Annotated in this window: 21 protein-coding genes; 9 read left to right on the forward strand and 12 right to left on the reverse strand. The window is 43.4% G+C overall.

All coding sequences use genetic code 11. The annotated features are described in order from the left end of the window. Positions 1–10: 10 nt before the first annotated feature. A complete protein-coding gene (locus tag HY064_01510; GenBank protein ID MBI3509312.1) occupies positions 11–2,608 on the reverse strand; it encodes a BamA/TamA family outer membrane protein in 2,598 nt (865 codons plus the stop codon). Positions 2,609–2,701: 93 nt separating this feature from the next. Between HY064_01510 and HY064_01515 the strand changes: the two genes are divergently transcribed. Further along, complete coding sequence (locus tag HY064_01515; protein MBI3509313.1) at positions 2,702–3,484, forward strand: RNA methyltransferase; 783 nt, start codon at positions 2,702–2,704, stop codon at positions 3,482–3,484. A 194-nt stretch (positions 3,485–3,678) separates the two neighbouring features. After that, positions 3,679–4,455 (forward strand): hypothetical protein, encoded by a 777-nt coding sequence (locus tag HY064_01520; protein MBI3509314.1) that lies wholly within the window; start codon positions 3,679–3,681, stop codon positions 4,453–4,455. A gap of 54 nt (positions 4,456–4,509) precedes the next feature. On the opposite strand, the gene HY064_01525 is transcribed toward HY064_01520, so the two are convergent. The 5 genes from HY064_01525 to HY064_01545 form a co-directional block, all read right to left on the reverse strand. After that, positions 4,510–4,881, reverse strand: coding sequence for a helix-turn-helix transcriptional regulator (locus HY064_01525; protein ID MBI3509315.1), 372 nt, complete (start codon positions 4,879–4,881; stop codon positions 4,510–4,512). Between the two features lie 21 nt (positions 4,882–4,902). After that, positions 4,903–5,352: a helix-turn-helix transcriptional regulator gene (locus HY064_01530; protein MBI3509316.1), complete on the reverse strand. Its 450-nt coding sequence runs from the start codon at positions 5,350–5,352 to the stop codon at positions 4,903–4,905. 131 nt (positions 5,353–5,483) lie between these two features. Then, the gene (gene pruA, locus HY064_01535; GenBank protein ID MBI3509317.1) at positions 5,484–7,115 is read right to left on the reverse strand and encodes an L-glutamate gamma-semialdehyde dehydrogenase; all 1,632 of its coding nucleotides are present in this window, start codon (positions 7,113–7,115) and stop codon (positions 5,484–5,486) included. A gap of 358 nt (positions 7,116–7,473) precedes the next feature. Then, positions 7,474–7,875: a hypothetical protein gene (locus HY064_01540; GenBank protein MBI3509318.1), complete on the reverse strand. Its 402-nt coding sequence runs from the start codon at positions 7,873–7,875 to the stop codon at positions 7,474–7,476. A gap of 132 nt (positions 7,876–8,007) precedes the next feature. After that, entirely contained in the window at positions 8,008–8,646 is a 639-nt protein-coding gene (locus tag HY064_01545) for an orotate phosphoribosyltransferase (protein ID MBI3509319.1), read from the reverse strand. A 9-nt stretch (positions 8,647–8,655) separates the two neighbouring features. Between HY064_01545 and HY064_01550 the strand changes: the two genes are divergently transcribed. Then, on the forward strand, positions 8,656–9,282 hold the full coding sequence (locus HY064_01550; GenBank protein ID MBI3509320.1) for an NUDIX domain-containing protein: 627 nt from the start codon (positions 8,656–8,658) through the stop codon (positions 9,280–9,282). Between the two features lie 108 nt (positions 9,283–9,390). Here HY064_01550 and HY064_01555 read toward each other — a convergent pair whose 3' ends face one another. From HY064_01555 to HY064_01570, 4 genes are all read right to left on the reverse strand, one after another. Continuing rightward, positions 9,391–10,767 carry a redoxin domain-containing protein gene (locus HY064_01555; GenBank protein ID MBI3509321.1) on the reverse strand — a complete coding sequence of 459 codons (1,377 nt, stop codon included), beginning with the start codon at positions 10,765–10,767 and terminating at the stop codon, positions 9,391–9,393. A gap of 107 nt (positions 10,768–10,874) precedes the next feature. Continuing rightward, complete coding sequence (gene coaD, locus HY064_01560) at positions 10,875–11,336, reverse strand: pantetheine-phosphate adenylyltransferase (protein MBI3509322.1); 462 nt, start codon at positions 11,334–11,336, stop codon at positions 10,875–10,877. A gap of 90 nt (positions 11,337–11,426) precedes the next feature. Then, entirely contained in the window at positions 11,427–11,957 is a 531-nt protein-coding gene (locus HY064_01565; GenBank protein MBI3509323.1) for an RsmD family RNA methyltransferase, read from the reverse strand. Further along, positions 11,957–12,826 carry a DUF3822 family protein gene (locus tag HY064_01570; protein MBI3509324.1) on the reverse strand — a complete coding sequence of 290 codons (870 nt, stop codon included), beginning with the start codon at positions 12,824–12,826 and terminating at the stop codon, positions 11,957–11,959. The genes HY064_01565 and HY064_01570 overlap by 1 nt, the downstream gene beginning before the upstream one ends. Positions 12,827–13,064: 238 nt before the next feature. Here HY064_01570 and HY064_01575 point away from each other — a divergent pair, with 238 nt between their 5' ends. From HY064_01575 to HY064_01595, 5 genes are all read left to right on the forward strand, one after another. Continuing rightward, positions 13,065–14,465 carry an AAA family ATPase gene (locus HY064_01575; protein ID MBI3509325.1) on the forward strand — a complete coding sequence of 467 codons (1,401 nt, stop codon included), beginning with the start codon at positions 13,065–13,067 and terminating at the stop codon, positions 14,463–14,465. A 129-nt stretch (positions 14,466–14,594) separates the two neighbouring features. Then, on the forward strand, positions 14,595–15,323 hold the full coding sequence (locus HY064_01580; protein ID MBI3509326.1) for a hypothetical protein: 729 nt from the start codon (positions 14,595–14,597) through the stop codon (positions 15,321–15,323). A 215-nt stretch (positions 15,324–15,538) separates the two neighbouring features. Further along, on the forward strand, positions 15,539–17,131 hold the full coding sequence (locus tag HY064_01585) for an MFS transporter (GenBank protein MBI3509327.1): 1,593 nt from the start codon (positions 15,539–15,541) through the stop codon (positions 17,129–17,131). A gap of 61 nt (positions 17,132–17,192) precedes the next feature. Next, positions 17,193–17,999 (forward strand): (Fe-S)-binding protein, encoded by an 807-nt coding sequence (locus HY064_01590; protein ID MBI3509328.1) that lies wholly within the window; start codon positions 17,193–17,195, stop codon positions 17,997–17,999. 179 nt (positions 18,000–18,178) lie between these two features. Further along, positions 18,179–18,889, forward strand: coding sequence for a hypothetical protein (locus HY064_01595; protein ID MBI3509329.1), 711 nt, complete (start codon positions 18,179–18,181; stop codon positions 18,887–18,889). A 208-nt stretch (positions 18,890–19,097) separates the two neighbouring features. On the opposite strand, the gene HY064_01600 is transcribed toward HY064_01595, so the two are convergent. Next, positions 19,098–19,352: a hypothetical protein gene (locus HY064_01600; protein ID MBI3509330.1), complete on the reverse strand. Its 255-nt coding sequence runs from the start codon at positions 19,350–19,352 to the stop codon at positions 19,098–19,100. Positions 19,353–19,459: 107 nt separating this feature from the next. Here HY064_01600 and HY064_01605 point away from each other — a divergent pair, with 107 nt between their 5' ends. Beyond that, a complete protein-coding gene (locus tag HY064_01605; protein ID MBI3509331.1) occupies positions 19,460–22,294 on the forward strand; it encodes a PD-(D/E)XK nuclease family protein in 2,835 nt (944 codons plus the stop codon). 3 nt (positions 22,295–22,297) lie between these two features. Here HY064_01605 and HY064_01610 read toward each other — a convergent pair whose 3' ends face one another. Next, positions 22,298–22,513 (reverse strand): helix-turn-helix transcriptional regulator, encoded by a 216-nt coding sequence (locus HY064_01610; GenBank protein MBI3509332.1) that lies wholly within the window; start codon positions 22,511–22,513, stop codon positions 22,298–22,300. Positions 22,514–22,754 lie beyond the last annotated feature (241 nt).

Here is a 22,754-nt window from a genome sequence, read left to right on the forward strand (position 1 = left end):
GATTCGAATTCTAAAAAGGATAACCGATCCCGAAATTCAAATTACTTCCGAGTTTTCGCTGGCCGGGAATGTACCAGCGTTCACCATAAGGATAAGCAGGATCGCGGATGCGGAATGCCCAGTCGAGACGCACCACAAAAAATCCGAGATCATAACGCAAACCGAAACCGGGGCCGAATGCAAGATCATTGATGAATTTTTTCGGATCAAAATCTGCGCCGGGCCGTTGCGGATCTTTTTTCAGGATCCAGATATTTCCTCCATCGGCGAATGCTGCACCGTTGAGTGAGTTGGTGATCTTCACACGTATCTCCACATTGTATTCGATCTGGATATCGCCGAACTGTGCATAGCGCTGATCAGAAGGCGGGAAATAAGTTCCGGGGCCCAGGCTTCTCGCTTCCCACGCACGGATACCATTCGCACCACCGCCATAAAAACTTTTTTCAAGAGGAAGCGTCGGATAATTTTTCAGTGGTAAACCGAAACCCGAAGCCATGCGGATGACGATCGCTTCATGATCGCCCACGCGCCAGTACTTGTGAAAATCAGCGTACGCGCGCAGGTATTGCGAGAAAGGAATTCCTGCGAAATGATACGAATTATTAGAATCCAGCGGACGGTTCGTGAGTTTGTAAATGGCGCGCATATAATTTCCGGAAGCTTCAAGATCGAGTTTAAAATAAGTGGTCCTTCTCTGGTTCGGATCTGCAGTTTGAGAATTATATAACCAGGAATATCTTGAATCAAGAATAAAATGATCGGTGAAACGATAACGCAGCAATTGATCACTGTGCGAAAGTAATTCCGTGAGCCCGGGGCCGGGAATAACTTTAACAACATTCATTTCTACCGGGAACAATCCGAACTTATTGTATTTCTTATAGCGGAAAGTGTAACCGTAAGAAAGATTTCCGAGTGAACGATCATAATCCTGGCGTTTCTGGTAATTGAATGCCGACTGGAAAACAGTTCTTCTTTCCACAGTTTTGCGCTGATCTTCGGTCCTGTTTTTATTCACGAGATAACTGAACGGAAAAAATTCCCGCGGAATATTCAGCGTTGCTTCCGATCCTGCAGAAACAGTATTGAACGCAAGCTGGTTGGTGGTGGAACTTCCGTGTGTATCGCCGAAAGAATGTTGCGCTTCTGTTCCTCCTTTTAAACTGATGTTGAGAATTTCTGCTCCATGAAAAACATTATTGTTCACATAAGAAAAAGATCCGCCCATTCCGAAATTTCCGCCAGTGTTGGTCAACTCAGTTTGCGCAATGAAAGTCATCCTTTTCACGGGATATAATTTCACAAGTATATCAAGCTTGTCATTTCCTGTTTTCGATGTGTCGGGAATCATCACCGGGTCTATTACTACTTGTTTGAAAACATTCAGCCGCGTGAGTTGTCCGTAAGTCGCTTCATAATCGCTTTGCCGGTAAAGAAGCGTGGAGTGAAATGCAATGCGCGATGCAAGAACTTCCGGTTTGAATTTCAATTGTTTTTCTATGGGGATGCCATTCCGCATTCCTGTGTTGCGCAGAAAATAAATTTCACGGAACAAAGTGGAATCATACTGCATCGTATCTTCTTTCGTGAAACCGGTTCCTGTCATATTCTTCACAATGATGTTGCGCACATCGAATCGCTGGTGATTGGCTTCTCCCCACGTAGTGTCGGACAAACGGAATTCCTGTTTACTGATGATGATCTTCGTGCGCACCTGATGTGTGCCGAGCGCGGAATCATTGGAGATGCGCACATAATCTTTCGTGAAAAGATAATAGCCATCGTTGCGTAAAATGCGCGTGATGCGATCACGTTCGGCCTCCATGGTATCAATATCGAATTTCGAATTCGGTTTTACCAGGCAAACAGCAGCAGAAGTATCGGTTTGAATATCGTAAGCAATATTCGGATCACGTATATCCCAAACCACATTCCTGATCGTATATGGCGGTGCAGGTTTGACCAGGTAACATAGAATTGCTTTTTTCTTCCGGTTCCTCTGCATCCAGGGATAAATAAGTGTGTCGGTGACCGTGCTGTGAAAATATCCTTTGTTGTCGAGGTAAAGTGCGAGTTGTTTATTGGAGCGCGCGGTTTTCGCATCATCGATCAGTACCGGCGGCTCACCTATTTTCCAGAGGAATTCTCCAATGGTCTGGTGTTTTTTCGGAGGTTTACGCTGGTGGCCGATACTTTTCTTCGGTGTATTATCATACTTCGTTTTTCTTTTATCATAACGCAGATCGCGCCGTGTTTCTCTTTTCAGTTCGCGTGTGGAATCAACAAGATTGTGAATGTGAAGATAAAACGGGAACCCTGCTCCATTGGTGAATAATCCTTTCGTTCCAACTGCGCGGCGATGAAGAATGTGAATAAAAGAAAGTGCTTCGGGTAAATTGAAATTCACCCCGACGAGTTTCCTGTTCGGTTTCTGTTTGAGATATCCGTACAATTCATCTTTATTGATGTCCGGATCTTCGCATTTCACGATCACTTTTTTCAGCAACACACCGTGTCCGCCAATGCGCCGCGTAGTGCATTGGTAAAAAAGACAAGCACCGGCTGCGAACAGGAGGAGTAGTTTATATCGGGAAATACTGGACAATGGTTTATGCCGAATGTTAGGCGTACATTCGCAAAGATAATGCCTCGCCGTTACGAAAGAACTTATTCCCCCGATTCCATAAGGTAAAAGCGCATGCTCTCCAGATCACGTTTAACGCATTTACGTTCACTCCGGCAAAAGAAATTCCGGAACGAACAAAAATTATTTGTTGCCGAAGGAAGAAAGATTGTACCCGAGTTACTCGATTCTTCCTTTCACGTGGAAAGTGTGTATGCAACTGTTGCATGGCAAAAAGATTTTCATTTGAAACTTGAACGCGCAGACGAAGTGGTGACTGTGAATGAGGAGGAATTATCCAGAATATCTTCACTCGTTACCGCACAAGATGTGCTCGCCGTTGCGCGCATTCCCGCGCAGGAACTCACTTCAGAAAAACTGAAAAAGAATTTCTCACTTTATCTCGACGGAGTGCGCGATCCCGGCAATATGGGAACCCTGATCCGAATTGCCGACTGGTTCGGAATTCAGCATATTATTTGTTCACCGGATTGTGCTGATGTATGGAATCCGAAAGTGGTACAGGCGTCTATGGGATCATTGATCCGCGTTCACATTCACGAGATCCTTCCGGAAGAATTTTTCGGGAAAAACGGAATGAATATTTCGCAACATCTTCCGGTTTACGGCACTTTTCTCGAAGGAAAATCCATTTATGAAACAGATTTCGGAACAAAAGGAATAATCGTAATCGGCAATGAATCTTCGGGGATCAGGAAAGAAACGGAATCTTTCATTCAGCATCACATCACCATTCCATCATTCAGTTTGCGTGGAGAAAAACGTGCCGGACCTGAATCACTGAACGCTGCCATTGCGGCGGCTATCACGCTTTCTGAGATGAGACGCAAATGTTAAATGCAGGCGATTGGATGAATTTTCTTAATTTTCAGTGAAATTTTTTTCAGGATCATTAAACCTTTGCCCCTCTTAACCGTCTTATATAACGCAAACCAACACTTACTCAAACAAAAACCATTTCACATGAAAGCCAATCGTTTTATTTCTTTAGCCGTCCTCGCTTCGACGATCTCCGTTGTTGCATTTTTCGGATGCAAAAAAATGATGAAGACAATGATACTTCTGCAGCCGGAGATAATTCATTTGCAGAAACTACTTTCAATGACGTGACTAATATTTCTGACCAGGCGGGCTGGAACGGAAGTGTGAGCAGTTACCGCATTGGTGACAACGATGGTATTCTCACCAGTTGCGCTACCGTAACATTCGATTCACTGAACACTGCAAATGCCGACACGATCTTCATCAATTTCGGATCAACAAATTGTACCGGCAATGACGGACGTAACCGCAGGGGAGAGATCATTGTAATTTATTCCGGCCATTACCGCGATTCTGCTTCCACGCATACTATTACGTTCAATAATTATTTTGTGAATGACAATCAGGTGCTCGGAACAAAAACTGTAGTGAATAACGGACATAATGCTGCCGGACATCTCACCTACACGATCACCGTGAACGGACAGATTATTCTTGCCAATAACGGAGGAACGATCACATGGAACAGCAATCGTGTTCGCGAATGGACCGCTGGAGAAAGCACCATGAACTGGAGCGACGATATGTATTCTATAACCGGATCAGCAACCGGAACGGGAGCCGACGGACACAATTTCACAGTGAACATTACGAGTCCGCTCATTCGCAATATGTCTTTAGGATGCCGCAGGTATTTTACACAGGGAACTTTCGAACTGACGCCCGATAACAAACCGATGCGTACTGTGGATTTCGGAACGGGCGCCTGCGATGATCTTGCTACCGTGACGATCAATAATCATGTGTACACGATTCACCTGAGATAAAAAATGGCTTAATCATTAAGAAAAATCCCCGTGAGTAATCGCGGGGATTTTTTTTTATTTGGCACGAACCGGAGTTCGTTCTTTCATCAGCCGGTGAATTTCTTTTAAATATTCATTTTCACTTCTGACGACGTCGAGTTCACGCGTCTTTAACTCGAGTTCTTTTTTGAGATCGGCAGCGGTGAAAACACTTGTTTTATTTCCGTTCTTTTCTTCTACGACCAGCGCGTTGGTGGAATAGTACTGGAAAAAATCAAAATTCAGTACGCGCGAAATTTCGCGGAGTAATTCCGTGTCGCATGATTTTCTTTTGAATATTCCATAAATATTCTGGGGTGAAGTGCCGATGCGCCGTGCAAACTCACTTTTCGTCATTCCCACCTCTTCAAGGTGCTGACGAACTAATTTTCCGATGTGTAATGCCATTAGGGTCTTTTTTAGGATGCGTTAATTGAAACTGAATTTTTGTTTTTTCTTTTTTATTGATGTCGCGCTGCTTTTAAATCGGGGTGATAATTGTTTTATTTTTCTTGATGCATAACCGGATGGTAAATGACTTCCATGAATTTCACCATACAACTGAATGATCTCACGCAAATAATTATTGTGCCTTGCGATCATTTCCATTTCTTTTTCAAGCGATCCAATCTCATTCATTATTTCGCCGGAAGTTTTTTCGTTTGTTGCAGGACTGTATTCAGGATGCTGGTAAAAACTGAAAAAATCAACTCCCAGCGTTTTCGAGATCTTTGCCAGGATCTCGGTGTCCATCGACCGGCATTCCAGCAGGTGATACAACTGCCGTGGCGACTGTCCGATCTTTTTTGCAAACTCTGTTTTTTTTAATCCGTTTTGTTTGAGATGTTTTTTGATACAGTTTCCGAGGTGAAAAGACATTTCATGATTGTCATTCGTTACGGGGGAACAGTGGCAAATATAATATGGATTTAATTATATACATATTAAGTTGACGTTTTTTACAAAAAAATCCCCACCACAGGGCGGGGAAATTGAATTTCATTGGAAAATCAGTCTGCCGAGAGAAAAGGATACCTGTAGTCTGTAGGTGGAACCCATGTTTCCTTGATGGTACGCGGTGAAACCCAGCGAAGCAAATTGATCTTCGCACCGGCTTTATCATTAGTTCCCGATCCGCGTGCGCCACCGAACGGTTGTTGCCCTACAACTGCTCCGGTTGGTTTATCGTTGATGTAAAAATTTCCTGCAGCATTCGAAAGCATCTTCGTTGCTTTTTCAATCGCGTAGCGGTCCTGCGCAATGATTGCGCCCGTGAGCGCGTAAATGGAAGTGCGATCAACAAGCTTCACTGTCTCTTCGAATTTTTTATCATCGTAAACATAAACCGTGAGTACCGGCCCGAATAATTCTTCGCACATCGTTACATACATCGGATCTTTTGCGCGAATGATGGTGGGTTGAATAAAATATCCTTTGCTCTTATCGCATTTTCCGCCGGCAATAATTTCTGCCTTGCGATCTTTCTTCGCATGATCAATGTAAGCAGCAAGTTTATTGAAAGAAGTTTCGTCAATGACTGCATTTACGAAATTGGAAAAATCTTCTGTCGGTCCCATCTTCATCGATTTCAGATCGGCAAGAACCTTTTCTTTCACTTCATTCCAGATATTTTTCGGTACGTATGCACGCGATGCTGCAGAACATTTCTGTCCCTGGTATTCGAAAGCTCCGCGCGAAATTGCGGTGGCAACAACAGCGGGATCCGCACTGGGATGTGCGAGGATAAAATCTTTTCCTCCTGTTTCTCCAACGATGCGCGGATAAGTTTTGTAAACGTGAATATTATTTCCGATCGTTTTCCAGATATTCTGAAAAACAGAAGTTGATCCTGTAAAATGAATTCCGGCAAAATCGGGATGAGAAAAAATTACGTCAGCTGCATCGGGTCCGCCGGGATAAATAAGATTAATGACTCCGTCGGGCACACCTGCTTTCGTAAAAATTTCCATGAGTACATTCGCAGCATACACAGCGGTGTTGGAAGGTTTCCACACCACCACATTTCCCATCATTGCGCAGGATGTGGGAAGATTTCCTGCAATAGCGGAGAAGTTGAAAGGAGTGAGTGCGTAAATGAATCCTTCGAGCGGCCGCCATTCGAGCCGGTTCCACATTCCGGGAGCGGAGTTGGGCTGCTCGGCATAAATTTCTGACATGTACTTTACATTGAACCTCAGAAAATCGATGATCTCACAGGCAGAATCGATTTCGGCCTGGTAAGCATTTTTACTCTGGCCGAGCATAGTTGCTGCATTCAGTTTTGCGCGATAGGGTCCGGCAATGAGATCGGCGGCTTTCAGAAAAATACTTGCGCGGTGTTCCCAGGAAAGATCAGCCCATTTTTTCTTTGCAGCCATTGCAGCGCTGATGGCGAGCTTCACATGTTTCTTATCGCTCTTATGAAAATAACCAAGCGTGTGTTTGTGATCGTGCGGTGGCGCCATACGAACTTTATTTCCGCTCTTCACTTCTTTTCCGCCGATGTACATGGGAACTTCTATTTCTTTTGAACGCAGATTTTTTAGCATGGCCTGCAATTCTTTTCTTTCTGCAGAACCAGGCGCATAACTTTTTATCGGTTCATTGATCGGGTTCGGGACGTGGTAGATTCCTTTCGGCATGAGAGTGGTTTTTATAGAAGGCAAAGGTACTACGGGGGATCGAATTATCCCGAACATGTTCGGGACGAATATGCGAGTAACGAATATTTACGAGGTTTTTTTTTTGCGCAAAGTGTGAATTAAAAGTGATGCAGTGAATTTCTTAGCCCGGATAGAAGCGCTTTACCCCGCAGCGGATGGAAGTTCAATGCGCACTCACCTGGCGAGGAGTAATAGCGATAGCCGGAGCAAACTTCTTTTGAAACACTTCAGTTCTTGCTCCAAAAATCAGTTGTCAGTATCAGTTGTCAGTTGTCAGTTGTCATTAAAAAAATAAAGTAAATACGAACCACTGAAAACTGATACCGACAACTGACAACTATTTTATGTCCGCCATTTTCTTCGAGAGCACATTGAAGAAATTCGTAAGCGGGCCAGTGACCATGGGTTTTATGAAAATAGGAATATCGCCATTGAAAATGAGTTGGCCGGTGCAGGAATTGTCGCCTGTTTTTTTTATGATGGAATCGAGTGTGAATGTGAATGGAATTTTTCCGCCGTCGCTGGCCATTGCTACTTTTTCATGTGGAGTGGTGGAAACAATTTTCAGCGTTACCTGCGCCATTCCGCTTACTGTGAAAGAGCAGGTGTCCTTCGTGGATTTCCAGTCAGTGACTGTTGAAGGCATGAGCTTCTGAAAATTATTGAAGTCGGAGAGAAAATTAAAAACGTTCTCCTGGGAATTATTTATTGCGGTGGTGTCAGATTCTATAGTTGTCATTGGGAGGATTACGGATTTTGGGGAATACAGATTACAGATTACAGATTGTTTGATTGTGAATGATGAAAAATAAATCGTGATTTTATTCATTGATCTTTCGGATCAGTAATCTGTATTCCGAAGATCTGTAATCTACCCCCATCTTGCCGGATCCTTTCTCCATGCTTCCAGTGTTTCAAGATCAGATTCATTCACGAAATTATCTTTAAGCGCCTGCAGGATGAGAGAAGAATAATCACAAAGTGTGACGAGGTGAATATCATTATCACGGAAATTATCGGCAGCATTCTGAAATCCGTAAGTGAAAATGGCTGCCATTCCTTTCACTTCACATTTCGCATCGCGCAATGCTTCTACTGCTTTCAAACTGCTGCCACCCGTGGAAATAAGATCTTCAATGACCACTACAGATTGCCCTGCTTTTATTTCTCCTTCAATGATATTTCCCAATCCGTGTTTTTTCGGTTCGGGGCGAATGTAAACGAAGGGCAATCCCATTTCTTCTGCAACGAGTACGCCGTGCGCGATGGCGCCCGTGGCCACGCCTGCAATCACATCGGGTTTCGGAAAATTACTGTTGATCACCTGCACGAATTGCTGGCGGATGTAGGTGCGCACTTTAGGAAAAGAAAGTGTTTTCCTGTTATCGCAATAAATCGGTGATTTCCATCCCGAAGCCCAGGTGAACGGTTCTTTGGGTTGAAGTTTTACGGCTTTGATTTGAAGAAGGAATTCTGCAACTTTCGCTGCTATACCTGAGTTGGTAACCATTGGCGACAAATGTATAAAATCTTCATCAACAACATTCCGCTTCATATTGCTGAAAAATCGGATTCATTTTCCATTGAAAAAAATATTATTCGCTGCGAGAGTGAAAATGTAAAAGAACTTCTGGAAATAATCCGTAAAGCACACTCCGGGAATTTTTCTTACAAAAGCGCATGGTTCATAACTGGCGATCCTGAAAAAATACTCAAACAACTGAAGAAAGAATTGAAATATATAAAGGCAGCGGGTGGACGTGTAAAAAATAAAGATGGGAAAATATTATTCATTTTCCGCTATAACAAATGGGATCTTCCAAAAGGAAAAATTGAAAAAGGGGAAGACACGGAACAGGCAGCTATACGTGAGGTGGAAGAAGAATGTGGCATTGCTCATCTGAAAATTACAAAGGAACTCTCCCCTACTTACCACACGTACCTCCTCAAAGGAAAAATTGTTCTCAAGAAAACTTCCTGGTTTGAAATGAAATGTGATGATGAAAGAAATTTAATTCCGCAGAAAGAAGAAGGCATCACCGATGTAAAATGGCTGGATGAAAATGAAGTGAAGAAAGCGATGGAGAATACGTATGAGTCGGTGAAGGTAGTTATGAGTGATGAGTATTGGTTATTGGGTTATTGAGTTTTGGGTAATGGGGTGATGAATAATGCACAATGAGCAGTCCTGAAAGTTACTTCAACGCAGGAAGAATTCCTAATTCCAAATCTCCGAATGAATCACATCACAATTCTATCTATCCGGCGGCTTTACAAAAGCAGGCGCTTTGGGATTCGCTATGCGGTAAAGATCATACTCAAGATCGCCGCTTGGATTATCAGCCGGGGAACGGTATAATTTTCCATCGGGATCGATGATGAATCCTGCCGGTGCAACAAATAAATTGTAATCGTCTTTTGTTTTCTGCAAATGATCGTAATACAAAAGTGTCCAGTTGTATTTCGGATTTGCTTTCAGGAATTGTTTCCACGTGTTCGTATCCTCGTCGAGACAAACACTCACGAACATAATTTTCCTGCCGTATTTTTTCTGGAGATCGCTCATGTAAACCAGTTCATCCATAGAATGCGAATTCCACGTCTGGAAAAAATAGAGGTAAACATATTTTCCTTTCAGCGTATCGAGAATATTTATTTCTCTTCCTTTTTTATCGAGCGCAATGAAATGCGGCGCTGCTGTTCCAGGTTTCAGTTTGGTGTAAAGCGCCACGATGTCGCGCGCAATGCGCCTGTGCTCGCTCACCCTGCTGCGCGTGGACGCCTGCTGCGCGATCGCGATAACGTTGCGCGGACTGAAAGCAGGATTGTCATACACTTCGAACAAACCTTTAAGCATGACGAGCTCGCGCAATGAATCATTATGCAGGTAGGGCAATCGTTTCATGGCGCCCATCAGCGAATCGTAACTCACCATGTCGTTGATCGCGTAAAGAATTCCTTCACCTTGTTTCGTCACAGAATATTTGTAGAGATAATCTTTGAAAAAATTATTGAAGAATTCCATGTACGAGGAATTGTGATAATAGATCTTTTTTCCTTCGAGATATTTTTTATCGCTGATGATCTGGCTGTGAAAAGTTGCATCTTCAAATGAAGCGAACTGGTAATCCATCCACGGTTTGAAATACGGATTCTTTACCCATTTGTAATACTCATCCATCTGTTTCTGGAATCCGTCGATCGCCGTTGTAGAATCTTTCGTGACGAAAGCCATGTAATTTTTTTTCCAGAATTCGGTGAAATGCGAATTAAAATCATCGGCAAGAAAATTCATGTCGGTCGAATCGTCAATGAAAACCTGGATTGGAATGGTGTAATCAACATCAGGATTCACCTGCGATTTATAATCGCGATCGGGAACGATCATTTCCACTTTTCTTCCCGGCTCACCGTAAACTGATCCGTGCACTTTTTTTACGCGTATTGTTAGATCCGAAATTTCATTCAGTTCGAAGGTGAGTGAAAATTTTCCGCTGTCGCCCACAATTCCTTCCGCCAATTTTATTTCTGTTCCCGTGATGTAATCGTCCATCATGTAAACGCCGATCACATTTCCATCGCGGCCGGGAGCCGTGCCGAATAATGTACAGGTGTTATCCGCGATCAGCATTGCGGGGAATAGCACTGCGCAGAAAATTGCAAAGCATCTGCGAAGTACCGAAGACCGAAAACTGAAAACTGAAAACTGCATACGACGATTATTCAAAGCACGTGCCGTTATTCTTTAAGATTAACTCCATCGGGAACAAAAGCAGAAGCATCGGCCCCGTTCCTCACTATATCACGCACAATCGTTGAATTTATTGCGGAAAGTTCGGGCGTCGGTAAAATAAAAATGGTCTCAATATCATCTGCCATCTTCTTGTTCATTTGCGCGATGGCTTTTTCAAATTCAAGATCGGTGGTGGTTCTCAATCCGCGTACAATGAATTTTGCTTTTTGTTTCCTGCAATAATCGATGGTCAGGCCGTTGAAGGAATCGACGACAACTTTTGATTCTCCTTTGAAAGTCTGTGAGATCCATTGCTTTCTTTTCTCCAATGGAAAATAATAAGATTTGTGGCTGTTGATGCCAATGGCAATGATCACTTTGTCGAACAGTGGCAGCACTCTTTTCACAATGGATTCGTGTCCGCGTGTGAACGGATCGAATGAACCGGGGAAGACAGCTATTTTCATTTTGGATTTTTCATTTTGGATTTTTCAATTTTCATTGGACAGGATCGCCATTAAAAATAGTAATGACCTGCACCTTGAACCTCGAACGGTTTACCCGAAGATACTGAAGTTAACCTTGCCGTAAGAACGCGTTTCGAGGAGATTTTCATTGGGTGGAAACACCATGCGGGCCGAATGTTCGATGATCAGTAATCCATTCTCATTAAGAATTTCATTTTTAAAGATCAGCTCCGGAAGTGAAACCGTTTCTTTTTGCTCGTATGGCGGATCGGCAAAAATGAGATCCCACTTCGAGAATTTTTTCCGGATGAAAACATAAGCATCCATCTTCGTGACTTTCACCTGTGGCATTTCCAGTTTCCTGGCGGTCTCTGTAATGAAACGAACGCAGTGAAAATCGGAATCGACACTTACGATGTCCGGACATCCACGCGACGCGAGTTCGTACGTGATGTTGCCCGTGCCCGCAAAAAGATCGAGCGCTTTTGTTTTTTCGAAATCAATTCGGTTGTTCAGCAAATTGAACAAGCCTTCTTTCGCGTAATCAGTAGTAGGGCGAACCGGGAGATTCGAAGGCGCAGAAATTTTTCTTCCTTTATGTTGACCGCCGATAATACGGATCATGAAAAATAAGGAAGTGAAAAAAGTGAATGAAAATAATGTGCGGGGATCTGCGAAAATCCTGCTGCGAAATTTGCACCGGCTGGCCGCGAGCCGAAACTCACATTGCGCACGTATTTGCGCGCCATGAGTGCGATCGCCGAATCATTTTCGGTTTCGCCCACGATCTCCAGTTCCAGCTGGTCGGAATTCATTTTCAGTTGTTCGCAGGAAAAAAGCAGGTAGTAAATAAAATCTTCGCTGGTCTGGAATGAAAAAGTATTGGCGAGCAATAATTTTCCTCCTTCAGAAATAACAAGATCAAAACGCCCGGGCTGAACACTTGCAAGCGCGCGACGCTCTTTTTTATTTTTATTCACCGCAATTGTTTTTTCGATCAGCGGCGTGAGATGATGATGCATCCTGATTCCCTTCGCTATTTTTTCCAGCGCTTTTTCCATTGGAGCATCCACGGAATAAACATTCACAGCATCTGTATTTTTCAACTCATCATGCAGCAACACATCCTTCTCTGCCGGCGGATGATTGAAAGAAAGAAATTCCTTTTGCTTTGAGCGATCATAAAATCCGGAAGGAACAAGCGTGAATCGTTCGGTGATGATCATCGCATCCGCGCGTTTGAATCCGTTGTGAAGCCATTCATGTTCTGTTGCAAGTTTTTCGATCTGCTCAGCGAGATTTTTTTCTGAATTTATTTTTGCAAACCGATAGTGTTCGAATGCAAGGAATTCATTGGCAATATTATCGAGCACCGCAAAAGCAAACTGGTCATCTCCCGCCTGGAGCACAAGGCAATATTTTTCGCAATGCGCCGGATCGAACTGCGGATCGGCAATAGACAGGGAAGGAGAAAATACGCGGGTTGACATTGGACAGCGAAGATAAGAAAGGGAGGATTACAGATAGTACGGACACTACTGATTACAAATGAAAACTGATTTACGGATGAAAGTAATGAGCAAATGGGATTGAAAAATGGGTGCGCATGACAAGAATGGTTCTGTACATTTGTTCAATCCGTAATCAGTATTCTCCATACCCGGCTGCGTCATTCCCGCCCGTATGCGCGGGCAAGCAGGCGAGCGTAAAAACCGGTAATCCTACTCATTGGAATTCCATCTTGAAATATTAAAAAAACTTCCCTTCGAAGCCACCACGCGCCAGAGAGAAGCTGCACTTGAACTTGAAAAATTTCTTCTCGATCCCGATCCGCATCGCATCATGATCCTGCGCGGGTACGCGGGCACGGGCAAGACCAGTCTCGTGAGCGCGCTTGTGCATGCGTTGCCTGCAATAAAAAGAAAAAGTATTTTACTTGCACCCACCGGGCGCGCAGCAAAAGTACTCTCTTCTTATTCGGGAAAAGAAGCGTGGACCATTCACAAAAAAATTTATCGCGCTTCGGGAAATTCAGAAGGAACTTTTTTTTCTCTGCAGGCGAATCCTCACAAGAATACACTTTTCATCATTGATGAAGCGTCCATGATCGGGCAAAGTGCCAATGAAAAAAATCTTTATCCGCAAAGTTTACTTGAAGATCTCTTCTACTACGTTTATCAGGATGAGAATTGCCGTTTACTTTTTGTCGGCGATACGGCGCAGCTTCCTCCCGTTGGTTTGAACACAAGCCCGGCCTTGAATCCGGAATACCTGAAAAAGAATTTTAAAATTCCGGTGCACATTGTGGAATTAAATGAAGTGGTGCGGCAGGAAATTGATTCCGGTGTTTTACTCAATGCAACAAATCTGCGATTGAGCATCGCTAAAGGTGAAAACTCATTGCCGAAATTCATTCTCAAAAATTATCCCGACATGATCCGCGTGAACGGGCAGGAACTGATCGAAGATATCGAAGCGAGTTACCGGAATTATGGTTACGATGAAACGATCGTGATCTGCCGTTCGAACAAGCGCGCAAATATTTACAACCAACAGATTCGCGCACGCCTGCTCTGGCGCGAAGAAGAAATTGCGGCCGGCGATCAGTTGATGATCGTTAAGAATAATTATTTCTGGCTGCCGGAAGAATCGAAAGCAGGATTTATTGCCAATGGAGATGCCGCGAAAATTATCCGCATAAAAAAATTTCATTCCATGCACGGATTCCGTTTTGCGGATATTGTTTTGCAATTGCTTGATTATCCCGATGAGCCGGAACTCGATGTGCGCATCATCCTCGATTCCATTTACACCGAAGCTTCTGCACTCACAACGGAACAGCAACAGAAACTATTTGAAAGTGTTGCTGCCGATTACGCCGATCTTTCGCGAAGCGCACGTTATAAAAAAATGAAAGAAGATCCGTGGTACAATGCGCTGCAGGTGAAATTCGGTTACGCGGTCACATGTCATAAAGCGCAGGGTGGACAATGGAAATCTGTTTTTGTGGAGCAGGGTTATCTCACCGATGAAATGATCAACACGGAATTTCTGAGATGGCTGTACACGGCTTTGACGAGGACCACGGAGAAATTATATCTGGTTGGATTTAAAGAAGAGTTCTTTTGAGTTGATTGGGTATTGGGGTTATTGAGTTAACCCAATAACCCAACACCTTAATCGCACTTAATCAATAACCACCAACACTTATCAAGGCAGGAAATATTTTTTAAAGCGGTATGGTAATTTCATTCAGTCATGAAAAATTATTTCCTTCCGTTTTTCATTTTTGCAGTACTCCTTTCAGCTTGCGCACTGCGAACGAAGAATGATCCTTCCGTCAGCGACACCACGTCTGCTTCTCATTCGCCGATCCCCAATCATGATTTTCACTGGCAATATTTTTCTCTCAGCATGCAGGATCGAAAAGAAAAAAATGATTCGGCGTGGAGAGCGCTCAATGATTCCATTTCACTTTCAAAAAAAATAAAAGATGAAGATCTCGTCGGTTACATTCTTCCCAATCTCGACGACAGCACCCTTCTCAAAGTGATGTACGGCAGTTATAAATTCACCGACACTACGTATTGGATCGGGAGTCGTGATATCGAAAAAGAAAAAAAGAGTTATGTAAGCCGGGTTTACAGCAATCCTTACAATGGAATGATGACCGATAGGAGCGTGGATGATATTTTCGAAATAAACGAACACGTTCGTGTGATCTTCATGAGCGGATCAATGTCCTACGCGTGGTCGCATGATTTCCGCCTCGAATCGGCGATCATCTGCGTAAAAAATATTAGGGGCTGGAGAATTGCGGATTTTTATCGCGATAAAGACCGGATCGATCTGGCGAAACGTGAACTTGCCGGCAACAATGGCAATGAATGGACCTTCTGTCTTTACTATGAAGAAACGGAACACAGCGCGGCCGATACTGCTTATGAAACAGTGAAGAATTATAAATTTCCGAAGGAAGAGGAATGATCGTGTTATTTCATTTCAGATTTTTTTCCAGCAGGTATTAAGTTATTGGGGTATTGAGTTATTTAGTCATCAGGTGTCCGAGTAACTCCTTAATAACTCAATAACCCAATACCTCAATACCTCAATACTTCAATACCTCACTTTCGTTGAAAACCAATTCATAACTCTGTTCCGATACCTCCCATAAAAAAATTAGTCTTGCTACATTTGAAACCATGTCTGAAAAAGGAGATCCCAAAATTATTCGCGCCTGGACATTTTACGACTGGGCGAATTCCGTTTATCCACTGGTAATTTCTTCCGCCGTCTTCCCGATCTATTATGATAAGGTGACGAAGGCAGATCTCGGCGGAATGATCGATGTGTTCGGGCGGCATTTCACCAATAGCGAATTGTATTCTTACGTGGCGGCAATTTCCTATCTGCTCGTTGCAATTTCTTCTCCTGTTCTTTCCGGCATTGCCGATTATTCCGGGAGCAAAAAAAGATTTCTCCAGTTTTTCTGTTTTCTCGGCGCAGGTTGCTGCATGTTGTTGAGTTTTTTCAGCACCACGCATATTCTCCTCAGCATGCTCGCGCTTCTTTTTGCAAGCGTCGGCTATTGGGGAAGTCTCGTTTTTTATAATGCCTATCTCCCTGAGATTGCTCCGGCAGAAGACCAGGACCGCGTAAGTGCGAAAGGATTTTCCATGGGATACATCGGAAGTTCGCTGCTGCTCATTCTCATTCTTGTTCTCGCCGTTTTCACGCATGTTATTCCGCAAGTGAAATATACTTTTCTTCTCGTAGGCATCTGGTGGATCGGTTTTGCGCAGATCACTTTCCGTCGCTTGCCGAAATCAAAAAGAGAAAACGAGGCTTCCAGGCGTGGAAATATTGTGACGAAAGGTTACAAAGAACTCATGATCGTATTCCGCGATATTCTCACGCGAAAACAATTGCGCAGATTTCTCGGATCGTATTTCATGTACAACATGGGTGTGCAAACCGTAATGATCATGGCGGTTCTCTTCGCAACGAAAGCGATCGACTGGCAATCATCCGGAGATATTGAAAATGCAATTAAGCAGGTGCAAACCGATCCGAAAAATATTTTTACCGGCGGTTATGAAAAAATTGACACGAAAGATATTCACGGTGATGTTCTTGCCCTGATCAAATTGAACAGAAAATTGCCCGACACACTTTCTCCTGCTTCCGAAAAAACTGCGATAATAACCAACATCGGCCGGTTGCAATCTGATATTGACAAAGACGGTAAAGGCACCGGCGATCTTCGTCTGTCGGAAGGATACAAGGATTATCTCTACGAAATTTATGATGGTACTGAGAATCTCGCCGACAGTCATAAAACACAAAGTCTCATTATTTCCATCTTGCTCATCCAGTTTCTCGGAATTGCCGGCGCCGTCATCATGTCGAGATTATCGCGCGTGGTCGGGAATTTGAAAACAATTGGTTTTGTAATTCTCCTCTGGATCATTATCTGTTTCTGCACCTGGAAATTTGTTTACACACCAATGGGATTTTATGTTATCGCAGCAAGCGTTGGACTCGTGATGGGAGGAATTCAATCCATGTCTCGCTCCACTTATTCCAAAATGCTTCCCGAAACAGAGGACAACGCTTCCTATTTCAGTTTCTTCGATGTAAGTGAAAAAATAGGACTCGCAATCGGAACAACTACTTTCGGTTTGATCGAAGGCGTAACCGGCGGAATAAGAAATTCTGTTTTGTCCATTGTGGTGACTTTTGTTCTCGGATTTTTACTTTTACTTCGTGTTCCGAAATCAGCAGCGGTGAGATAGAATTGAAAATTCAAAATCAAAATTCTAAAATCAAAATTCCTCCCTCCCATCTCCATTCTAAATGATAGTCGATCTTTTTATTCCTTGTTTTGTTGATCAGCTTTTTCCCGACACCGCGCTGAACATGGTGAAAGTTTTAGAGCGCGTGGGCTGTGGTGTGAATTATGATCATGAACAAACCTGTTGCGGACAACCGGCGCATAACGCAGGTTACTGGGATCATTGCAAAGAAGTGGGAGAAAAATTCATTAAAGAATTTCAGAACGACCGTTATATTGTTTCTCCTTCTGCAACTTGCACAGGTTTCGTGAAAAATCATTACGGCGATCTTTTTCAGAATTCTGTTCTTCATAATCAGTGCAGACAGGTGCAGAAGAACATATTTGAATTTTCTGATTTTCTCGTGAATGTTTTAAAGATAACCGATCTCGGTGCGAAGATGGAAGGCGTTGCAGTCTATCATGATTCCTGCAGCGCATTGCGCGAATATGCGCACGCGAATGATGCCCGTCTGGGCGGCGCATCCCCGTCCGTCCCCCGTCCGAATGGCTTGTCCGAGCCGGCAGGTGCGCAGGGAATTCATCGCGAGCCACGTTTGTTGCTTTCGAAAGTCCGCGGGCTCGAATTGCGGGAGATGAATCAGTGGGATGTGTGTTGCGGTTTCGGCGGAATGTTCTCCACCAAATATGAGAATCTCGCAAGCGGAATGGCACAGCAAAAATTGAAACATGCGGAAGAAGCCGGAGCAGAACTTATTATTTCCACCGATCTCAGTTGCCTGTTGCATCTCGATGGCCTCATCAAAAAACAGAATAAACAAATGAAACTGATGCACCTCGTGGATGTGCTCGTGCAGGGATGGGAATGAAATTTTAGATTTTTGAATTTGGATTGTACATTCCGGAAAACCGGGGAAACCTGTTTTTTGATTAATTTGCTCTGCTCATGCGCAACGTTTTTCACTTTGCTCTCTTCAGGTTTTTATTCCGCATAATATTTTACCTGCCGATAAATTCATTGACAAAAATCTTCACTAATTTTATTTCCATGAAAAAATTCATCTCTGCACTTTCACTTTTCACCGTCATTTTCTTTTCATTTCTTTCCTGCTCGCAACCGCAAGAAAAGAAAACGGCTTCGCTTCCACCGGTCATTCCCGACAGTCTTTTCCGAATGAAAAATATGCCGAACACCATGCCCATGTTTAATTTCTGGTACGATCCCGATGATAATTATTCCTGCTACCAGGATTCAACTAAAAAAATAAAATTCGTTCGTCTCGATTCGGCGCAGAAGGAAAAATATCTTCTGCCGGTGATGGGCGATGTGGATAAACATTATGTGATCTCTTATGTAGATGCTTATTTTATTTCGAAACAGGATACCATGAATGGATTCACACCCATCATCATCAAAGCTTCCGGCGATGATTATGATGAAATGATGATGTTACTGCTTGATAAAAAAGGAAACGTCGCTTCCAAACTTTCGCTTAGCGGTGGTGAATGCGGTGGCCCCGATGAGATCGGCGATTCACTGATGCTGAATTGCCCCTATCTTTTTTCCACGATGAAGAACGGAGAAGTTGATTCCTACGTGCTGCACGTGTACGATCGCGAAAGCAAAGACAATATCACGCGCCCTTCGATTATAGATTCAGTGACATTCATTTCGAAGATCACCGGCGACGGAAAATTCGAGACTAAGAAAAAAGACAGCACACGTTACGAGCGGGTTTATAAATGGCAAAACGATTAAAAACAAAATGTTCCGCAGAGCTGCAGAACATTTTGATGTAGGGACACGAGGGGTTTTGTGAATGGGGTTTTCGGTGTGTCCGTGCTTGCCGCCCGAAAATTTTAAGTTCGTTTTCTGATTAAATTTAACGAAGATTGTTGCACGAAGTTTTTGTGGATTAGGGAATGGCAGAAATTACGAGCCAAAGGCAATAAACGGGCTTTTTTGTTCATTTTTCACCGGCCTTAAATCGCATTTGCTCATACTCACCCGCTTTTATTTCAACACCGAATTTCTCAAAATCATAAACCAGGTCGTGAACAAGATTCCGGTCGGGAAGGATCTTCACTTCATGTTTTTCAATGATCCATTTTGTACCAAGCTGGCGGATCTCCTCGAACGATTCCATACTGTCTATCCGGAAAAAGGATCTGCCGTTGAGATATTTTCTGTAAACAGGAAATTTTATTTCGGGAACCGGCATAAAAATAAAAGTTGAATGAAAAAAGAAAATTTCCCCGTTACAATGTGATCGATGTTGAGAGGTCTGAATTAGCTTTGTCTTGCTTCTTCAAATGTACAGTTTATCGGATGGAAAGTTTTCTTGATAAGGTCGCAGAATATATTCTCAGGATCAGCAACGGAGATCCGGGAAATACCTGCGTGGTTACTACTAACCGCCGTGCGGGACTTTTCCTTGGAAAAAAAATTGCTTCGAAAATAAAAGAGCCCGTATGGTCGCCCGACATTTATGCGATCGAAGATCTCGTTTGGGAATTATCGGGAATGAAAAAAGCAGATCTTGCCGAACAGCTTTTTATTCTCTACGGAGTTTATCGTGATTCGGAAAAAGAAAAAGCAGAGTCGTTCGATCTTTTCTGCAAATGGGCGCCTTCCCTCCTTTCCGATTTCAACGAATGTGATGCCCATCTTGCCGATACAAAAAAACTTTTCGGAAATCTTTCCGACATAAGGAATATTGAGAACTGGAGTCTCGGACAAACGGAACTCACCGATTTTCAAAAACAATATGTGCATTTCTGGGCTTCCATCGGGAAATGGTATGGCGGATTCAGGAATGCGCTGGAAAAAAAGAAACTTGCAAATACCGGGCTTGCCTCGCGTTATGTAGCAGAAAATATTTCTTCGCTCATTCCCGGAGACAAATGGAAAAAAATAATTTTCACCGGGTTCAATGCGCTAACGCCTGCGGAAGAAAAAATGATCACCGTTCTGCGCGGTGCCGGCCTTGCAGAAATTCTCTGGGATGCCGATCGTTATTACCTCGAAGATAAAACACAGGAAGCGGGAAAATTTCTGCGCGATCACCGGAAAAATCTTTTTGCAGCAAAGAACGGGCAACCGCAGGATTTCATTCACGTGGAAGACCATTTATCATCGTCAGAAAAAAAAATTACGGTGGCGGGCGTTGCGCGGAATGTATCGCAGGCAAAAGCGGCGGCGTGGTTCATTGACCAGGTGCCGGAAAATATCCGTTACTCGCCGGAGACCGCGATCGTTCTCGCCGACGAGAATCTTCTTCTTCCATTGCTTAATAATATTCCGGGCCATGGCCCCATCAATATCACCATGGGATTTCCATTCAGGAATATGCCGGTTGCGGGTTTTGTGAATGCCATTTTCCGCCTGCACGAAAATGCGGACCGGTTCAATATTCATTCCCGCGAAGGAGAATTAAAATTTTATCACGCAGACCTCGAACGCATTTTCCGTCATCCTTATTTCCGTTCGCTGTGCGCCAATAAAAATATTCCGTCGGAACTTACTTCTTTTCTCACGCGAAGTAATTCCGTCTTCTGTACGCGTTCTTCTCTGGAAGAAGTTTTACAGAAAAAAAATATTTCTTCCGGTGTTCCGGAACTTTTCCTGCACACCTGGAAAAATGTGCAGGAAGCGATTTTCGCTTTTCTCCGCATCATTTCGGAACTGCGCGTTGCTTTTGCAGGGGAAGAAGAGAACAAACACGTGGAACTGGAAAATATTTTTCTGCTCTGGCAATTATTGCACCGGGTGCAAACACTTTTTTCTTCTTACACGATGGGGCAGGATACAAAAGTTTTTCGCGCTGTGCTCGAACAGCAGATTGCCGCGGCGAGTCTTCCTTTCTATGGCGAGCCGCTGGAAGGGCTCCAGGTCATGGGATTTCTTGAAACAAGAACGCTGGATTTCAAAAATGTGGTTTTACTTTCCGCGAATGAGAATATTCTTCCTGCTGCAAAGAATAATTCCACTTTCATTATTTACGAATTGAGAAAAGCATTCGGCCTTCCCACTTTCCACGACCGCGATGCCGTGACCGCTTATAATTTTTACCGGCTCCTGCAGCGTGCAGAAAATATTTTCATCACTTATAATACAGACACGGATCTTTTCGGGAATAAAGAGAAAAGCCGTTTTGTAACGCAATTGCTGCACGAACTCCCGCTCGTTAATAAAAAAGTAACAATTCATGAAACTGTTTTCGCTGCCGGAGATCCGGAAGGAGAAACAGTGTTTGCGCCGATCGTGATCCCGAAAGATAATGATGTGCGGAAAAAGCTGGATGCTGTTTCACAGAAAGGATTTTCTCCTTCTTCGCTCAATACTTACCTGCAATGTGCGCTCCGGTTTTATTTCCGTTACGTGGCGCACATTAAAGAAAGCGATGATGTGGAAGAGATCATTGGTGATAACACGATGGGAACGATCATTCACCGGACACTGGAGGAATTGTACAAACCGGCACTCGGCAAAAATCTTGACACTGCTTTTTACACGCAGGCGCTTGTACGTGCGGAAGAAGTTTGCAATGCTGCATTCCGCCGTGAATTCGGATCGGAAGGATCTTCTACCGGGAAAAATTTGCTTGCGAAAAAAATTGCATTGCGTTACGTTCAGTCTTTTCTTGGAAAAGAACTGGAGAATTCTGCTTCGGAAAAATTAAAACTCGAGGGACTGGAAAAAGAACTTAAGGCAGTACTCGAGATCAACGGAAAAAAAATACTTGTAACCGGTAAAGCTGACCGCATTGACAAAAACGATTGCACCGTTCGCATCATTGATTACAAAACAGGAAAAACAGAATGGAGAGAATTAAGGTTTGAGGAAACTTCCGAACTGAAAAATGATATTCTTCTCGCGAAAAGTTTCCAGCTCATGACGTACGCATGGCTGTACAAGAAAAATAATCCGCAAACAGAAAATATTATTTCCGGAATTATTTCGTTCAGAAACCTGAAAGAAGGACTCATGCATGTGCAGACGGCCGCCGGAGAATTGCCAGACTCTGCAATGCTCGATCAATTCGGGGAAATGCTGAAAGAAATTATCAGTGAAATCCTGGATGCTGGCAGATCATTCGCGCAGACCCCTGAAGTGAAGCGATGCAGGAACTGCGATTATAAAAATATTTGTGGGAGGGAATGAATATTAAAAATCGAGAATATCTTTCAAGGGAATATCAAGTGCTTTGGCAATTTCCAATAAGTAATACGCAGACGGATTGATCTTACCGTTTTCAACACGTTCTATACTCTGGGGATCTTTCCCGCACGCGTGTGCGAGTTGAGTTTGAGAAAATCCCTTCATTTCCCTTAGTTCAACAATTCTATTGCCAAGTTTTTTCAGAAACCTCTCTTTGTTCATTGCCAGTCATTGCAGACATCAAAGGGAGGTCAGAAGTCAAAAATTATTTTCAACGGATGCGTTGATATTCTATTTTTTTATTATGTTTGTTAACATCACAATTAGAAACAACAGTTCAAGAAATATTTTTAATAGGATAGGCGCGCATCCCCCGCGCGGCCGATCCTGTCTCGCTTAAAACGCGGGATTCAGGGGTGACGCTAAGAAGACCCTTTTGGCGCTCACCTGATTTTTTTTCTTT

The organism is Bacteroidota bacterium (genome assembly GCA_016194975.1).
Taxonomy (GTDB): domain Bacteria; phylum Bacteroidota; class Bacteroidia; order Palsa-965; family Palsa-965.

What these genes read in the sequence shown, in the direction of transcription:
- HY064_01590 (MBI3509328.1), top strand. Translation starts at nt 17,193, where the DNA reads ATGATAGTCGATCTTTTTATTCCTTGTTTTGTTGATCAGCTTTTTCCC.
- HY064_01610 (MBI3509332.1), bottom strand. Translation starts at nt 22,513, where the DNA reads ATGAACAAAGAGAGGTTTCTGAAAAAACTTGGCAATAGAATTGTTGAA.
- HY064_01585 (MBI3509327.1), top strand. Translation starts at nt 15,539, where the DNA reads ATGTCTGAAAAAGGAGATCCCAAAATTATTCGCGCCTGGACATTTTAC.
- HY064_01525 (MBI3509315.1), bottom strand. Translation starts at nt 4,881, where the DNA reads ATGGCATTACACATCGGAAAATTAGTTCGTCAGCACCTTGAAGAGGTG.
- coaD (MBI3509322.1), bottom strand. Translation starts at nt 11,336, where the DNA reads ATGAAAATAGCTGTCTTCCCCGGTTCATTCGATCCGTTCACACGCGGA.
- HY064_01570 (MBI3509324.1), bottom strand. Translation starts at nt 12,826, where the DNA reads ATGTCAACCCGCGTATTTTCTCCTTCCCTGTCTATTGCCGATCCGCAG.
- HY064_01555 (MBI3509321.1), bottom strand. Translation starts at nt 10,767, where the DNA reads ATGCTGATCGCGGATAACACCTGTACATTATTCGGCACGGCTCCCGGC.
- HY064_01515 (MBI3509313.1), top strand. Translation starts at nt 2,702, where the DNA reads ATGCTCTCCAGATCACGTTTAACGCATTTACGTTCACTCCGGCAAAAG.
- HY064_01540 (MBI3509318.1), bottom strand. Translation starts at nt 7,875, where the DNA reads ATGACAACTATAGAATCTGACACCACCGCAATAAATAATTCCCAGGAG.
- HY064_01605 (MBI3509331.1), top strand. Translation starts at nt 19,460, where the DNA reads ATGGAAAGTTTTCTTGATAAGGTCGCAGAATATATTCTCAGGATCAGC.
- HY064_01600 (MBI3509330.1), bottom strand. Translation starts at nt 19,352, where the DNA reads ATGCCGGTTCCCGAAATAAAATTTCCTGTTTACAGAAAATATCTCAAC.
- pruA (MBI3509317.1), bottom strand. Translation starts at nt 7,115, where the DNA reads ATGCCGAAAGGAATCTACCACGTCCCGAACCCGATCAATGAACCGATA.
- HY064_01550 (MBI3509320.1), top strand. Translation starts at nt 8,656, where the DNA reads ATGTATAAAATCTTCATCAACAACATTCCGCTTCATATTGCTGAAAAA.
- HY064_01530 (MBI3509316.1), bottom strand. Translation starts at nt 5,352, where the DNA reads ATGTCTTTTCACCTCGGAAACTGTATCAAAAAACATCTCAAACAAAAC.
- HY064_01580 (MBI3509326.1), top strand. Translation starts at nt 14,595, where the DNA reads ATGAAAAATTATTTCCTTCCGTTTTTCATTTTTGCAGTACTCCTTTCA.
- HY064_01545 (MBI3509319.1), bottom strand. Translation starts at nt 8,646, where the DNA reads ATGGTTACCAACTCAGGTATAGCAGCGAAAGTTGCAGAATTCCTTCTT.
- HY064_01520 (MBI3509314.1), top strand. Translation starts at nt 3,679, where the DNA reads ATGCAAAAAAATGATGAAGACAATGATACTTCTGCAGCCGGAGATAAT.
- HY064_01595 (MBI3509329.1), top strand. Translation starts at nt 18,179, where the DNA reads ATGAAAAAATTCATCTCTGCACTTTCACTTTTCACCGTCATTTTCTTT.